General features: G+C 62.2%; 15 protein-coding genes and 1 pseudogene. 6 read left to right on the top strand and 10 right to left on the bottom strand.

Annotated elements, in window-relative coordinates:
• Positions 1-124: 124 nt before the first annotated feature.
• Positions 125-1,213 (top strand): hypothetical protein, encoded by a 1,089-nt coding sequence (locus tag V1280_RS04055; RefSeq protein WP_334519308.1) that lies wholly within the window; start codon positions 125-127, stop codon positions 1,211-1,213.
• On the opposite strand, the gene V1280_RS04050 is transcribed toward V1280_RS04055, so the two are convergent.
• Complete coding sequence (locus V1280_RS04050; RefSeq protein ID WP_334519306.1) at positions 1,206-1,409, bottom strand: hypothetical protein; 204 nt, start codon at positions 1,407-1,409, stop codon at positions 1,206-1,208. The genes V1280_RS04055 and V1280_RS04050 overlap by 8 nt on opposite strands.
• Here V1280_RS04050 and V1280_RS04045 point away from each other — a divergent pair.
• From V1280_RS04045 to V1280_RS04035, 3 genes and pseudogenes are all read left to right on the top strand, one after another.
• A pseudogene (locus V1280_RS04045) lies at positions 1,408-4,174 on the top strand (xanthine dehydrogenase family protein molybdopterin-binding subunit). The gene V1280_RS04050 and the pseudogene V1280_RS04045 sit on opposite strands and share 2 nt — an antisense overlap.
• Entirely contained in the window at positions 4,171-4,695 is a 525-nt protein-coding gene (locus tag V1280_RS04040) for a (2Fe-2S)-binding protein (protein ID WP_334519303.1), read from the top strand. The pseudogene V1280_RS04045 and the gene V1280_RS04040 overlap by 4 nt, the downstream one beginning before the upstream one ends.
• Positions 4,696-4,706: 11 nt before the next feature.
• Complete coding sequence (locus tag V1280_RS04035; RefSeq protein ID WP_334519300.1) at positions 4,707-5,321, top strand: Isoquinoline 1-oxidoreductase subunit; 615 nt, start codon at positions 4,707-4,709, stop codon at positions 5,319-5,321.
• Between the two features lie 20 nt (positions 5,322-5,341).
• On the opposite strand, the gene V1280_RS04030 is transcribed toward V1280_RS04035, so the two are convergent.
• Positions 5,342-5,734: a GlcG/HbpS family heme-binding protein gene (locus V1280_RS04030; protein WP_442895218.1), complete on the bottom strand. Its 393-nt coding sequence runs from the start codon at positions 5,732-5,734 to the stop codon at positions 5,342-5,344.
• A 166-nt stretch (positions 5,735-5,900) separates the two neighbouring features.
• On the opposite strand from V1280_RS04030, the gene V1280_RS04025 reads away from it, so the two are divergent.
• Positions 5,901-6,794, top strand: coding sequence for a LysR family transcriptional regulator (locus V1280_RS04025; RefSeq protein WP_334519296.1), 894 nt, complete (start codon positions 5,901-5,903; stop codon positions 6,792-6,794).
• Between the two features lie 434 nt (positions 6,795-7,228).
• Here the strand turns inward: V1280_RS04025 and V1280_RS04020 are convergent, their stop codons facing one another.
• The 4 genes from V1280_RS04020 to V1280_RS04005 all read right to left on the bottom strand — a co-directional run bounded on the left by V1280_RS04020 (position 7,229) and on the right by V1280_RS04005 (position 11,651).
• Positions 7,229-7,810 carry a hypothetical protein gene (locus tag V1280_RS04020; RefSeq protein ID WP_334519293.1) on the bottom strand — a complete coding sequence of 194 codons (582 nt, stop codon included), beginning with the start codon at positions 7,808-7,810 and terminating at the stop codon, positions 7,229-7,231.
• Between the two features lie 83 nt (positions 7,811-7,893).
• Positions 7,894-8,832, bottom strand: coding sequence for a hypothetical protein (locus V1280_RS04015; RefSeq protein WP_334519290.1), 939 nt, complete (start codon positions 8,830-8,832; stop codon positions 7,894-7,896).
• A 3-nt stretch (positions 8,833-8,835) separates the two neighbouring features.
• Positions 8,836-9,492, bottom strand: a complete 657-nt coding sequence (locus V1280_RS04010; protein WP_334519287.1) for a hypothetical protein — start codon at positions 9,490-9,492, stop codon at positions 8,836-8,838.
• 587 nt (positions 9,493-10,079) lie between these two features.
• Positions 10,080-11,651 carry a winged helix-turn-helix domain-containing tetratricopeptide repeat protein gene (locus V1280_RS04005; RefSeq protein ID WP_334519285.1) on the bottom strand — a complete coding sequence of 524 codons (1,572 nt, stop codon included), beginning with the start codon at positions 11,649-11,651 and terminating at the stop codon, positions 10,080-10,082.
• 193 nt (positions 11,652-11,844) lie between these two features.
• Here V1280_RS04005 and V1280_RS04000 point away from each other — a divergent pair, with 193 nt between their 5' ends.
• The gene (locus V1280_RS04000; protein WP_334519283.1) at positions 11,845-12,879 is read left to right on the top strand and encodes a methyltransferase; all 1,035 of its coding nucleotides are present in this window, start codon (positions 11,845-11,847) and stop codon (positions 12,877-12,879) included.
• 321 nt (positions 12,880-13,200) lie between these two features.
• On the opposite strand, the gene V1280_RS03990 is transcribed toward V1280_RS04000, so the two are convergent.
• From V1280_RS03990 to V1280_RS03975, 4 genes are all read right to left on the bottom strand, one after another.
• Positions 13,201-13,488 carry a hypothetical protein gene (locus V1280_RS03990; protein ID WP_334519280.1) on the bottom strand — a complete coding sequence of 96 codons (288 nt, stop codon included), beginning with the start codon at positions 13,486-13,488 and terminating at the stop codon, positions 13,201-13,203.
• Positions 13,489-13,598: 110 nt separating this feature from the next.
• A complete protein-coding gene (locus V1280_RS03985; RefSeq protein WP_334519277.1) occupies positions 13,599-14,270 on the bottom strand; it encodes a hypothetical protein in 672 nt (223 codons plus the stop codon).
• A gap of 248 nt (positions 14,271-14,518) precedes the next feature.
• Complete coding sequence (locus V1280_RS03980; protein WP_334519274.1) at positions 14,519-14,908, bottom strand: hypothetical protein; 390 nt, start codon at positions 14,906-14,908, stop codon at positions 14,519-14,521.
• 273 nt (positions 14,909-15,181) lie between these two features.
• Positions 15,182-15,331 (bottom strand): hypothetical protein, encoded by a 150-nt coding sequence (locus tag V1280_RS03975; RefSeq protein ID WP_334519271.1) that lies wholly within the window; start codon positions 15,329-15,331, stop codon positions 15,182-15,184.
• Positions 15,332-15,339 lie beyond the last annotated feature (8 nt).

Raw genomic sequence — 15,339 nt, 5'->3', positions numbered from 1 at the left:
AGCCCGGCCGGACCCGGGTTTTGTCCCTTCCTGACAAATCCTTAGCAATTTTCAGCCAGAAGCGCGGATGGCGGCGTCCAGCGATTCCGGCGGACGTCCGTAGATGTGACCCGGGGGACTACCGATGAAAACTCGCTTTGGCCTGGCCATGGCCGCCGCACTGATGCTCGGCGGCAGCGCCGCAATCGCCCAGACCCTGCCCGACTACATGGCGCCGATCTCCGGCAAGACCAATGCCGCGCCGGGTGACGTCGCCACCAGGGACGTGCTCGCGCTGAACACGGCGATGTTCGAGCTCTATGGCGACGCTGCAAAGCTGTTCCAGAAGAACATCCTGGACAAGCACCCGGTGATCCTCGGCCTGTTCTCCGGCGCGGGCGGACGCCTGATCCTCTACCGGCCGGGCCAGCCGCCGCTCGACGCGCCGCAGGTGCCGGTCGTCTATCAACTGCTGAAATCGGTCGGCCACAGCACCATGGCGCTGGCCGAGGTGGTCGGCCCCTATGTCGACAATCCCGACAACAAATCCTGGCGCGGCGCGATGCTGGCCTTCCGCAGCCGGATGCAGTCGGCACTCGACAGCCTCGACGCCACCCCGATGCAGGCCGACTGGCGCGACAACAATCGCACCATCCTGAAGAACAACATCGCCTTCATGGACGAATGCTTGGCGAGCGGCGTCGTTCCGTTCGCGAAGCTGGAGGCTTTCGGCAAGCAGCAGGCCCCGTTCCTCGCCAGGAACGTCGCGTGGGCGGCGCAGACCCAGGTCGCGCACTGGATGGGCGTGCTGGCCGACTGGAAGACGCAGCTCGGTCCCGACTGGGAGAAGACCTATGCCGCCAGCAACACCATCTACGTCGCCCGGCAGAACAACGTGATCTTCAGCGTGCTCGCGCAGTTCTTCGGCCCCGAGGCCATCAACACGCGTCTGCTGCTGATCGAGACGGTCTCGTTCACCACGACGCCATCGGACATGCTGGAATCGCTGGCGCGGATCATCGCGGACCGTTCGGTCGGCGCGCTGTTCTTCGGCAATTATCATTTGATGGACTACGAGCTGATGGGAGGCGATGCGCGCGCCGCCATCATCGCCGAGACCGCAAAGCGCGGCATGACGCCGTTCCTGCCGCCGCTGGTCCCGTTCGGCTCCAGGCAATGGCCGACCCTGGTCACGCCCGGCCCCGGCCCCGCGACCATTGCGGATCTCAAATAGCGCAGCGAAACACCGGGACACGCGGCGGCAATGCCGCCGCGTCTTCACGAGGTGGTAAGGCGCTGCGCTGTTCTATCGTCGCATGGCGAATCATGACAGCTTCAGGCCAGCGTTGGCGCGTACCCATTTCAAAGCTCATGGCCGCGATGCCGTCAGCATCGTGAGCCCAAGAGACCTTGTGCAAGGATGAGATCATGCGGCCTTCGCGACGCGAGTTCGTGAAGTGGTTATCGGCGGGCGGCATCTCGGTCAGCCTGTCGCATCTTGCCGCGGCGGCCAACGCGCCCTTCGCGGCCCATGAGACGCTGCCGGGACGCGGCAATTTCAATCCGGCGACAAAGGGCGCCGGCCGCGTCGACGGCGTCGCCAAAGTCACCGGCGCAAAGCTCTACGCCTCCGACTTCCGCGCCAATGACCTGCCCGGCTGGCCGCAGACCACCTCGCACGCGATTTTGGTGCGCGCCAATGACGCCACGCATGTCTACACCGGCATGGACCTCGCCCGCCTGTCGGGAGCGCTCAAGCCTTCCGTCATAATCACGGCGAGCGATCTCGACCGCATCGGCACCGAGGTGCCGGAGTTCTATGCCGGTGATCTGTTCTGCCCGCTCGGCAAGACGCCGCTCTATCTGGGCCAGCCGGTCGCGCTGCTGATCTTCGAAAAATTTGACGCCTTCGACCAGGCGCGGCTCGTGCTGCGTGACGGCACCTTCGTGAAATCCGGCGAAGAAACCGGCCCCGTGATTGCGCCCGATTACGGCTCCTACCGCTTCACCCGCGTTGCAGGCCCCTCGCCCGACAAGCCCGACCTCTATTCGCCGATCCAGGCCGGCTGGGTCTCGCCGAAGAAGGTGCAAAACGCAGCACTGCCCGTGTGGTCCCCGCTCGCCAGGGAGATGCCGGCCGATTACGTCAAGGCGGCCAAGCTTGGCGATCAGATCCGCAGCGAGCTTGCTGCGGACAACGCCTCTCTGCTCGTGCTCGACCGCGAGTTCGAGACGCAATCGGTCGATCCGATGTTCCTGGAGCCGGAATGCGGGCTCGCCTGGTACAGCGGCAAAGGCGGCAATCTGGAGCTGGTGCTCGGCGTGCAGTCGCCTTACGAGGCTGCGGAGTCGCTCGCGCATCTGCTCGGCAAAGCGCATCCGCCCTACAAGCCCTCGCATATCAACGCCCAGTTCGCCCATGTCGGCGGCGGCTTCGGCGGCCGCGACCACACGCCGTTCATTCTCTATGTCGCGCTGGCGGCGATCTGCTTTCCGGGCAAGCCGGTGCGGCTCGCGCATGACCGCTACCAGCAATTCCAGGGCGGCATCAAACGCCACCCGATCAAGATGCGCTCGCGCATCGGCATCGACCGTTCGACCGGCCTGATCAAGGCGTTTGCCGCCGATCATGTGCTCGACGGCGGCGGGCTGAAAAACTTCTCCGCCAACGTCGCCGTGGTCGCCGCCACAGGCGCGATCGGCATCTACGACATCCCCAAGGTCGACGTCACCACCACCGCGCTGCATTCGCGCGGCGTCACCGCCGGCTCGATGCGCGGCTACGGCACGCTGCAGACCATGACCGCGCTCGAAGCGCTGATCGATGAAGCGGCCGGCGAGCTCAAGCTCGACCCGATCGAATTCCGCCGCCGCAATGCCTTGAGGCAGCCGGACCATGACCGGCAATCCCTACATCGTCTCGGTGCGCACGCCCGAAATCCTCGACAAGCTCGAAAAGCATCCGATCTGGCAGCAGCGCGCACAGCTCAGGCAAACCACAGGCGATCGGCTGGTCGGCACCGGTGTGGCCTGCGTCACCAAGGACTATGGTTCCGGCGCGGACTGCTCGCTCGGCCGCGTCGAGCTCGGCGTCGACGGCAACATTTCGATCTTCTGCGACCATGTCGAGATGGGCAACGGCATCGGCACGGCGCTGGCGAACCGCGTTGCCTTCCATCTCGGCGCCATCGCCGACGAGGTTACGGTCGCACGTGTCGACAGCTACGACGTGCTCGGTCTCATCAGTTCGGGCGATCCCTACACGATGGACCAGAAAACCCAGGACGCCGCCGAGCGCAATCCACGCTGGGTGCCCGCGATCTCCTCGGCGACATCGGCCTCGATCGGCGCCCATGTCGGCACGCATTCCTCCACGGAGGCTGCCCGAATCATCTTCCGCTTCGGCCTGTGGCCTGCCGCACTTGAGCTGTGGCGCATTCCCAAGACTGATCCGCGCGCACGGCAATGGGCCAACGCGAGCTGGCAGAACGGCCAGCTGACGATGCCCGGCCTCCCGCCACTGGCGCTGCCGGCGCTCGCCGCAACCGCGCACGCGCGCGGCTTCGTCACCGGCGCGGTCGCGCACAGTTTTTCGCGCTGGGCCTGGTCGCGCGCGCGCTTCCCCCTGTTCGGCGAGCAATATCGCGCCGAGATCGATGCACTCGCGATCCGCCGCGGCCACAACAAGTTCGAGCGCATCAATCGCGTCAGCGTCAAGTTTCCGCCGACCGACAACAACCGCATCGGCACCGCCTACACCTCGATGTGCGGCACGCTCGTCCGCGTCGAGATCGAGCGCGCCTCCGGTGCGCTTCGCATCGCCAAGGCCTACAGCGTGTTCGAATGCGGCACCGCGCTGGTGCCGGAGGTGGTGATGGGCCAGTCCCATGGCGGCTTTGCCATGGGCGTCGGCTATGCGCTGCTGGAAACGCTGCCGCCGTTCGAGGGCGGCCCCGGCAACGGCGAATGGAATCTCGGCCGTTACCTGGTCGCGCGCGGCTCGGATCTTCCGTTGCGCGATCTCGAGATCGAGATGCTGAAGCCGCTGACCCCGGACGAAGCCCCCAAGGGCATGGCGGAGGTCGTGATGATCCCGATCGTGCCGGCGCTGATCAACGCCATCCACGACGCCACCGGCCATCGTTTCCGCGCCCTGCCGGTCACGGCGAGCCTCTTGAAGGGAGTTTTGGCGTGACGACCCTCAGCCTCACCATCAACGGCCAAAAGCATGGTCCGATGGATGTCCGCGACGATCTCTCGATGAACGATCTTTTGCGCGAGATGCTCGGCATGACCGGCACCAAATTCGGCTGCGGCGCCGCGCAATGCCTGAGCTGCGCCATCATCGTCGACGCGCCGGATGGCACGAGCTACACCAGCCCGACCTGTGTCGCGCCTGCCGTGAATTTCGACGGCAAGTCGATCCGCACCGTCGAAGGCCATGCGAAGAACGGCCAGCTCTCGGCCCTGCAACAGGCCTTCATCGATCACTTCGCCTTCCAGTGCGGCTATTGCACCGCAGGCTTCCTCAACGAGGGCCAGGTGCTGCTCGAACGTCTCGCGCGCGCCCCGGTCGCCCGCGAGGCGCTGGAGCAGACCATTGCAGACGCGCTCGACGGGCATCTCTGCCGCTGCACCGGCTACATCAGATATCACGAGGCGGTGCGCGACGTGATCCTCGCCGATGCCAGCCGCTACCTCGTCGCCACCAAATGAGTGCGGCCGGGATGATCACCACGCGCATCAAGATCATGGCCGTGATGGCGGCGCTGACGAGCAGCCTGTGCGCCGGCTACGCCGCATCTGATACGACGGGCCACGCCCTCGCCTCGCCCGATAGTTTTGCCGGCATCACTGACACCGAAAAGCGCTCGGCCGCGATCTTCACCGAGCTCGGCAAGGTGCTGACGCATCCGCGCTGCACCAACTGCCATCCGGCCGGCGACAGCCCGCGGCAAGGCGACACGCCCCGCATCCATCAGCCACCGGTGACGCGCGGCGCCGACGGGCACGGCGTGGAAGCGATGCGCTGCCACACCTGCCACCAGAAGGCCAATTTCGAGCCCGGCCGCATTCCCGGCCATCCCGAATGGCACCTCGCCCCGCGCGAGATGGCCTGGGAAGGCAAGACGGTCGCCGAGATCTGCGAGCAGATCCGCGACCCGATGCGCAACGGCGGCCGCAAGGTGGAAGCGCTGATCGACCACATCGGCAAGGACACCCTCGTCGGCTGGGCCTGGAAGCCCGGCTTCGGCCGCTCGCCTGCGCCGGGCACGCAAGAGGAGGCCGGCGCGCTGGTGGAAGCCTGGGTGAAGACGGGAGCGGCGTGTCCGGCGCCGTGAGCTGGTGCTGTTGGAGCCGGTCAAGCTTCCAACGCGGCAAGACCGGCCGCGGCGACTTGCGCGTCCTGGGTTGATTGCATGCCCGATACGCCGATCGCACCGATCACCGTGCCGCCGCGCAGGATTGGAAGGCCGCCTTCCAGAGGCATCAGGTTGGTCATGCCCAGCAGCCGCAAGTGAAGGCCGCCATCAGCCAACGCGGATTCGAACGCTCCCGTCGGCCTCCGGAAATCAACTGCCGTCTTCGCCTTCTGTTGCGCGACGAGCACGCTGCCATGCTGCGCCTGATCGAGACGGTAGAGCAGCACGAGATGACCGGTGCTGTCGGCGATCGCGATCACCATGGGCCAGCCATGACGCTGCGCTTCCACGCATGCTGCATCGGCCACGACCCTCGCCTCATCGAGCGTGATCGGGGCGCCATAGAGAGGCGTCAGGGCCGCGAGAGGTGCCCTTGCCGCGCAAGCATCTGGTTTCGTCATGGGGAGGCTCCGGGTTGTTGAGAGCCCATTCAGAACACATCGCGCACAGCGTGATAATATCCGATAAAGTGGATATATTATCTCATGTTTCAGGAGAATGACGCTGACCTCGTTCGCTGATTACGCGACGTTTCTGACCATCATAGATGAAGGTAGCCTGACGTCGGCGGCAACGCGGCTCGGCAAATCATTACAGTCCGTGAGCCGTTCGCTCGCGCGGCTCGAGAGCGACCTCGGCGTGGAGCTGGTCTCGCGAACGACGCGGCGCCTGCGACCGACAGCGGTCGGCCTCGAATTTGCCGGCCGCATCCGCCTCGCACTCACGACCATCGACGCAGCGCGCGAAGATCTGCTCGCCAGCGATCGGCGGCTTGCCGGCACCATCCGCATCGGCACGTCGAGCCTGTTCGGCCCCGAATATGTGGCTCCCATCCTCAGCCAGTTCCTGACGCGCAATCTGGAGATCGACATCGAACTCGTGCTGTCTGACGAGCGTGTCGACCTCGTCGCCGAGAAGCTGGATTTAGCCATCCGCATCGGCCACCTGCCGGACTCGAACTTGCGGGTTCGCCGACTCGGCGGATTGAGTTGGGCCGTGTTCGCCTCGCCGGCCTATCTCGCCGCCTACGGCCGTCCCGAACGACCGCGAGACCTGACCCATCATGAATGCGTGTTGCGAGCCAGCGACGATGACAGATGGGTATTTGGCGGCAACAAACGGCGCATCGCGGTTCAGGGCCGCTTTCGCTCGGAAAGTGCCGCGGCACGCAACGCGGCCGTCGCGTCCGGGCTTGGCATCGGCCTCGCTCCGCTCTGGCAGGTGCGTCAACTCGTCGAGCAAGGCATCGTCGAGCAAATCCTCGTCGGCCACGAGCCGCCGCCAATCCCGCTCCAGATCGTCTGGGTCAGGCCGAGCGCCGGCAGCTTGCCGCGGCGCATCCGCGCCGCAATGGAATTCCTCGCGGCACGGCTTTCGGCCCTGCGGATATGAGGTGCGGCTTTCAGCCCGTTGGATGGGTTGAGCCCTTGCGAAACCCATCGCTCTTGTTTTGTGATGGCATTCCGTCATGACCGCGTACCACCTCGGTCAAGCATGCTCTGGTGAAACGCGGACGCGATCCGGCGTCATCATCGTTTTCATCGTCACGCCGAACTCGGTCACACCCCGATGGACTGGGCGGGCGATCAGTCCGAAGGCTGTCTTCGCTATGGCGAGAGGCGTCAGGTTGGTGATGGGTTTCGCAAGGGCTCAAGCCATCCTGCGAACTCCGGCCGCGAATGTTGCGATCATGAAAAGCCTCATGATCGCTCGAAAAGTGCGACTCTCTGGGCGCGCTTCCTTCGTCCGGTCATGGTTCAAAGCGCACGAGAGGGTTAGGTTGCGGAATCAGCTTGGCCTTCTTGCGATGGTCCTGAGCGCCTGCTCTACAGCCCGCATTGGGCTCGCAAGCGCTCCCTATAAATGGCGAAAGTCGAAAGCTTTGTTTTTTGGTTCTGTTCTTCCAGAACGTTAGGCGCGTACGGATTCAACCTTCTCCACTCCTCTATCTTTTGATTCAGGGCATCTATGAGGCCTTTGTTGATCTGAAAATCTGCACTCGCCGCCAGATTGCTACCGTTGGTGATTGCGAGCTCTGAAATGTTCATGAGTCGAATAAAACCTGTCGCCTCATTCAAAGCCTGTTCAGCAGCCGAGTCTTTCGCCCCCGCGGTTCCAACCTGCCTTACAAGGATGTCGTACTGCCGCTGAAGCGCGGGCAGTTGAGCCTCATATCCGGCGCGAATCTTTCTCAGGCAAGGTCGAATGATCTTGAATTCAGCGCTGTCCGAAGCGGATGGATTTGCCAGCGGAGGATCATCGATCAATCTTTGAGGGTCCCAGGCAGCAAGCGTAAGCAGCGTTGTCGCCGTGTCGAGCGGAGACGCGGCCGCATGCTGAGCAGGAATCGCCTGATTGAAGCAAACGATGACAATTGCAAGACGGAAGCTACCGGCCCAACGACCCATTTGTCTAACTCCATCACTGGACCGCAGTTGCGGCCTGCTCTCATTCTGCATGCTTGCGCGCAGTCCTTCGCGATCGACGCCGCCTATCGGCACGCAAGTTTGAACGTCGAAGGCGGGTACTCCCTAACGAGCTCATCGCGCGCGCGGACAAATTCCTCATGCCTTAGCGCAACGACGATTTTGTCAATTTCGTTCGCCAATCGAAACGTTCTCTCGCGCTCCTTGTCAGCGTCTTGCTGTGGCGAGAAGAACTGCTCAGGAACCCGCCGTAGCCGGCCAGCGAGGGCGTCAAGCCTCGAATGGCTCAACGGGTGCGTCCCAAACGGCGCATGCTCCATTGACGGATCGTTGAAGCGCGTCGCACTAAACAAGGGCACCACGCCGTAGGGACGCTCGTGAGCAGCCGCTAAAATATCCATCGCAAAGGCGTCAGCACGCTCTTCCCTCGCGATTTGATCTTCAAGGGTGTCAGCAATTCCATCACCGTAGTAGATGTGGCCCAACTCATGCGCGAGGATGAATTTCATGCCAGAATTCAAGTTGCCGAGGGAAACGCTGTCCACGTATTGAACTTGAATGGCGTTTGACTCGGAGACGCCGAATGCGTCGAGCGGACTGCCGACGGATCGCGATTCCGGGCGCCGTGTCATGACGATCGCGAGATACGACGCCACCGAAGTCTGATCGCACCCGCGCTTTTCAAACCAGGCGCGCAGCACGAGATAGTCGTTGAAGAACTTCTTGCTTTGCACAGGTATGATGATCTCTTGTGCTGCTGAATTGCTGAAAAAACCCAACGGAAAGTCCGGGTCTACCGGACTGCGCGCTGGCGAGACCACCGTTACGTTTCGCAATTTGTCGCGCACTTCGGGCGACGCAGAAGACAGCAACTCCGTAACGGTAAATTGCAGATTGGCCGAATCCTTCGCCTGTTTCGCCTGAAGAAGACCATCCGAATAAAGCTGTGCACCGACCGGCCCGACGGTGAGCAGAAGATAGCTGCCTAGCAATATCCAACGCATTGCTTACCTGTTGCAGTCTCGGTCGACGTTGTGAAAGAGTTGAGTGATGTTCCCGTTGGGCACCGCACCGCTTTGCCCATTCGCAGTCGCCCCGGGATCGCCGATCGCCCATTTGCGGAACGTTTCCTTCTCGGCGGTCCACGGGGCGGGCCAGTGCGCAAGAAGAGCTTCCGCCTTTACGAGCCGGATCGCGCGCTCTTGTTCAGGCGTCGGATTCTGAACATGTGCAAATGCGCAGTTGAAACTGGGCAGCAACTCCGCGACGTTCTCTCCCGTGGAATTGCTGCCGTTGTACTTTTCCACAACGACAACCGGTTTCGAAAGTGCACCGGATTCCGGCGGCTGTTTGGGCTGGCGATCTGGCTGCTCGGGCGTTGTGGGCGCTGGATTCTGGGTCGCTATCTCGAGCGATATGCCGTTGGTCAGAACCACCCAAGCAAACCCGACGAGAATCAGAAGAACGAGTACGGGGGTCGCGATGAGCGTCGTGCCCGCAACACCAACCTTTTCCTTCTCGACATTGAAGTCGATACGATGAACCGTCCGCCAAAACGCAATGAGGACGATGACGGCAACCGCGAGTACCAGCCCCGTGATGACGAAGCGCTCAATGAGCCGCAGATAAAAGATCGCGTGAGAAAATTCCGACGTCGAAGTCATCTCTTCGCCTGCAAATGACAATTGCCATCAAGAGTACGTCATCCCTAGGTAGAATATCATTCCATGATCTACTGCACATCACCCGGGCAGGTGATGTGCCCCCCGTGATGGTGTTTGCAGGCGGTCGCCATGGCTGCCTCCGCGGCGCAAGAGCGGCGATCGAGACGCGATAGCCTACGGGCCGCCCCAATAGCGACGCCGCCAGCCGCACCGGAGCCGTCTGCCCCGTGCCATGACGAGATCCGAGGCCAGCGCGTTTGGGAACGCGGGGCGGCCCTGCGGCATCAGAGCCTAGGAGGGGCTGAGCCCTTGCGAAAGCCATCGCTCCTGTTTTGTAATGGCATTCCGTCATGACCGTTTACCACCTCGGTCAAGCATGCTCTGGTGAAACGCGGCCGCGATCCGGCGTCGTCATCGTTTCACCGTCACGCCGAACTTGGTCACACCCCGATGGACTGGGCGGGCGATCGGTCCGAAGCGGTCTTTGCCTCGGCGAGAGGCGTCGGGTTGGTGATGGGTTTCGCAAGGGCTCAACCCATCCTACGAGCCTGCTACGAGCTTGCAAATGGAGCGATGGCTAGAGCCGGTTATTCAGGTACGCCAGCAATTCGCCAAGCATCGCCCAATTTCTCGACATCTTCGGGCCGGCGAAATGGCGCGCTCCTGATGCCGGAAATGCGCAAAGCGGGGTCGGCTTGCAGGACTGCGTCGCAAGCGCGACGGGCTTCGGCGATCCGCCCGGCCATCGCCAGGCTCGACATTTGTATTCGCTGACCGCCCGGAAAATTTGGCTGGCGCTGGATGGCGCTCGCAGCCCACGACAGACTTTCTTCATACCGCCCTGCAAAGAAATGAGCGAAGGCCAGCCCGGTTTGCGGCACGAACAAGTGGGGATCGATCGGGCTCAAGCGAACGGCCATCGAGAATTGCTCGATCGCCGCCTCGTGATCGCCAAGATAAACCTGCGCCCAGCCCGCCCAAAGCCGCGCCAGCGCCAGATTGGGATCGAGTGCAACGGCCTTTGTGGCAAACGCTGATCCCGTCTCCGGCTCTTCGAGCACGTAGGAATACACCTGCGATGCGTGCGCAAGCACCACAGGATCGTCCTTGTCGAGCTGAACCGCGCGTTCGGCCAGCCGTCGGCTTTCAGCCCGTTCCTTTGCCGCGTCCTCGATCCATCCGAACCCCTTCCTCTGACCGAAAATGTTGGCTGCAGACGCGTAGGCGACGGCAAATGCCGGATCGAGGGCGATGGCAAGCTCGCTCAACCTGAGAGCCTCATGGCTGCCCTCCCGGGTCCACTGGTAGATGCTGAACTTGGAGCGCATATAATGGTCATAGGCCTGGAGGCTTTCTGTCGGTTTGCGCCGGGCGCGCTCTATCTCGGCCCGCTCGAGCTGTGGAGACATTGCGCCTATCACGCTGCTCGTCAGGCGGTCCTGCAAATCGAAGATATCTTCGAGATCGCTGTCGAACTTGTCCGCCCAGATGTGCGCCCCGGTAGGGGCATCGATCAGCTGTCCGGTCACGCGTATCCGTTTTCCAACCTTGCGTACGCTGCCTTCCAGTACATAGCGAACGCCAAGCTCGCGGCCGACCCGCTTGATGTCGACGGCCTTTCCCTTGTAGGCGAAACTCGAATTTCGCGAGATCACGAACAGCATTTTCGACCGCGACAATCCCGTGATGATGTCCTCGACCATGCCGTCGGCAAAATATTCCTGCTTCGGATCGTCGCTGAGATTCTGGAACGGCAGGACCGCGACGGAAGGTTTGTCGGGAAGAGCAAGAACGGATCCCGGCTGCTCTGGCTGACTATCGTCGGCGACTGGCGCACCAGAGGGTCCTTGCGCTAGGAGGACGGGTCCGACGAAACGGAAGCCCTTTCGCGGCAGTGTTTTGATCAGGCGCTGTTCCTGGCCGGAATCGCCGATCGCGCTCCGCACCGCATTCAGACGAGTTGTCAGCGCGGCGTCGGAGACGCTGCGCCCGTTCCATATGGCATTGATGAGATCGTCCTTGCTGACGACGCGCCCCCGGTTGCGGATCAGAAAGTCGAGTAGATCGAACGCCTTTGGCGCGACCGCGACGAGATCCGATCCGCGATGCAGTTCGCGCCGATCCGTGTCGAATGAAAAATCCTCGAAAGAATAGCGCAAGCTGCCGCTCCCTGGGGTGACCTCCGATGGTCGGGGCACCAGCACCGATTGCGACCCAAACAATAAGCCGCCGGTAAGAAAAAAGTAAGCCGGAGGTCAAGCGTGCCGAGCCAGGCCCGGGCACCGTCGTCTGACTGAAAATGACGCCCGTGGAAGAGCCGTTCGAACTTGGAGCAAGTAACTGGAGCAAGTCATGGCGGATTCGATTCAAGCAGCTGCTGCGTCTCTTCCACCGCATGTCCAACTGATACAGATGGGGACAGCCGGCGCAGTCGCGAATGTGTTGCACATCGCGGCGAGGCTTGGGTTGGCTGATAAACTTGCCCATGGACCTGGAAGTGCCGTCGAGCTCGCTGGCCCATTGGCCCTGCACGCACCGTCCTTGCATAGATTGATGAGGGCGATGGCCAGTCTCGGACTCCTCACCGAAGGAGAGCGATTGCGATTTTCGCTCACAAGGCTCGGGGAGGCATTGAAGTCGGACGCGCCGGGCTCAGCAAGATCGACCTTGCTCATGACGGGAAGCAGTTGGGTCGGGAGTGGCTTCGCCAATCTTCTACACTCCCTTCAGACAGGTCGTCCAGGCTTCGAAAAGGCACAGGGGATGCCGTTCTTCGCGTATCTGGCTCAACATCCCGACGACGCTTCAGTGTTCAGTGAGGCAATGGTCGGGATTCATGGAGCCGAACCCCCGGCGGTCGCAGCCGCCTATGACTTCTCGATGCTCCGGACCGTCGTCGATGTCGGAGGGGCGTCGGGCAATATGCTCGCCGCCATACTTGCGCGACACCCGGCGCCTCGAGGCCTGTTGTTCGATCAGCCACACGCCCTGGTCGGTGCGGCAAAATTACTCGAAGACAATGGGGTCGTGGATCGTGTGACCGTCGAGCCCGGCGATTTTTTCCAATCGGTGCCCTCAGGCGGCGACGCCTACGTCTTGTCGCATGTCTTGCACGATTGGAACGATGACCAGTGCATCACAATTCTCGGTCATTGTCGCAAAGCCATGAAGCCTGATGGGCGGCTGTTGATCGTCGAGATGGTCCTGCCACCGGGCGACGTTCCTCATCCAGGGAAGATACTGGACATGGTGATGCTGGTCTTGATCGGCGGCCAGGAGCGCACGGAAGTCGAGTATGCGCGTTTGCTCGACAAGGCTGGCTTCGGCCTCAGTCGCGTCGTGGCAACGCAATCGCCGGTGAGCGTGATAGAGGCGGTTCCAGCGTAGTCGCAACGTAAACTCGAACCATGTCTACGCCGCCGCATCAGCTTGAGCGAGGCCGCGAGCCGCAACCTGCGCTTGCCCGCGAGCGCGATGCCTTCGAGCTCGCGGCTGTCGCGCGTGCAGGTCCCCGAAAAGCCGATCCCGACCTCGGTGGCGCCGAACACGGGATGGTCGCCCTTCGCCGGCGTGTGCTCCTGATTGAGCATCTCGCCCTTCCAGCCGCCGCCCGCCGACGAATAGGCGTCGATATTATAAGAACGCAACGCCGCCACTCAGCGCGCGCAGCTGTATCGCATAGAGCCGTTGGCGATGCTTCCAGCGTCGTCAACCGCCTTTGGGCGCAAACAGGATCAGGAGCGGATACGCCATAGCGAGAGTGAAGATCACGTCGAACAAATAGAGCAAGATCATGAAGTCTCGACTGAACGGTGCACTGGCCCCGAAAAGCGTAAACTCTTGCGCATAGGAGAACAGGATCGGCAGGTTGAGGACAAGTTCGAGGGTGCGGCCAACCCAGCCATCCGCGCAGATGAAGCCTTGCGGTCCCTCGGTCCAACTACAGCCGGTCGATTTCAAGAGAATGGGATGCGCCACGAGCTCCAGGAGCGCCATGATGACGGCCAATCCCAGGATGCATAAGCAAATCAGGCACGCACCTCGAAACGTCCTGAGCATGACCGCGCCCTCTACTGAGTAGCAATGTTGTTGTCGATCCATCCAACTCAGGACGGCAGGTTGCCGTATTGCTCAGTGCGCATCTTCGCTGCCCAATCGGTGAGACACTGGTCGGCGTAATGCAGTCCTGCGGTACTTCGCTCCAACAGGTCCAGTCCAACATCGCTGTCAGGCCCATGGGCAATGGCGTCGGTAATGAAGATCCCGGCTGTTGACACGCCCGTCAATATCTCATCCAGCGCGAGGAGGTATTCGCGTTGCCGGGCTTGAGCGTCTTCGCCCGCCGGCTTTGCTTCCCTAGCAAGAGTCGATTGGCAGGTTGTTCGTAGGAACAGTGCGCCGACGATGTCGCACAATCGTCTCACGCGCTCCGGCGCAGTGTGCGGGTCGCGGCCTTCGATCTTCCCGACCATCTGGCCTATCACAGTGGCAATCGCAGCGAGCTCCGTCGTCACGGCACGAGCGCCAGCCTCGGTGAGCACGTAAGCACTTGTCACGCCCGGTATAGACAGCAGCTCGTCCGTGATCCGTTGTGTCCAGCCTACACGCTCCATCTGCGACCACAATGCATCATTGGCACTCCTCACCCCCGTCGCCACAGTGCTTCCGGGGCGGGCCGCCGCGGCTTCATTGACGGAGAGGTCGCCGGGCGAAAGGGTCGCCAGCCAGAGGCGAAGCTGACGGGCGCCGAAGGCCGCCGGGTTGGAACTGTCGTTCACGTGTACCTGCCGTCTGCGCAAGAAGGAGCGTGAATGGAGCCGTCCTTGGCTGATATGCGATGAGCGACAAGGGGCGGCATAAGGACCGCAGTTCCAAAGACGCTGAACGTCCCGAGCACGAGCGACAGTTTCATCTACCAAGGGTAGCAGCATTGATCGTGCCTCGCGACCATTGCGGGCTCGCTTACGGAACGACATCGGGACGCTGGTAAACGAATCCTTTCGCGGGGCGAGCTGACGCTTGTGGCCTAAAGCTGAAACGCAGGCGTATCGGCTGCAACGTCGACTGCTGACAGAAAAGCGGGCGCGACGAATTTTGTGAGTTCGGCCCCTACGCCCGTCGTCGTCGGCATCGCGTCCGCCTTGCCCTCCAGCACGATCGTCGATCCCGCCGTCCGGCCGCGCACCTTGATCCCTGTGACGTCGGCGCCCATCAACGGCTTGAAATTGGGATCCTCATTGTGGCGCTCGGTGATGATCTCAGCTTCGATCACGCCGTCCTTGACGTCGTAGCTGCCAAGATGCGCGAAGGCGGAATTGCCACCCAGCATCTTGCCATCGTGCAGGCACATGACGCTGTGGCCGAAGGCGCCGTTGATGCCGTGTTCAACCTTGTAGAGCCCGTCGAGCAAAGTCATGAACCCGCAACATCAAAAAGAATCGCGGGGTACCTAGCACCGTCGCCGCAGCGATGCCATCCGGCTTATCCGCGCAGGGCCGCTCGCGAAGCCGATCGTTGCCATGATGCCAGCATGCACCTGTTTTGCCCGACGGGTCAAGTTAATTTCGTAAAATCCGTAGTCAACGGTTTCGATGGGGCGCACGTCGCAATTTCAAAGCCTTGGCTACTGTGCATGGGGTTGTTTTCGACGTTTTGGTTTGGCCGGCTTCCCGCGCGGCAATCCCAGGCGTCAGTGACGCTTGAAATATTGCACGTCGCGCTCGTGCTTCTCCGCCGCGGCGCGGCTCTTGAACGTGCCGAGGTTGCGTCGCTTGCCGGTCTTCGGATTCAACTTGCGCGAATAGAGCCGGTATTCGCCGGATGCGAGCTTGCGGATCATGGTTGCGC

The organism is Bradyrhizobium sp. AZCC 2230, from assembly GCF_036924495.1.
In the GTDB taxonomy this organism is placed as follows: domain Bacteria; phylum Pseudomonadota; class Alphaproteobacteria; order Rhizobiales; family Xanthobacteraceae; genus Bradyrhizobium; species Bradyrhizobium rifense.
This window is presented reverse-complemented; position numbering and strand designations above follow the sequence as displayed.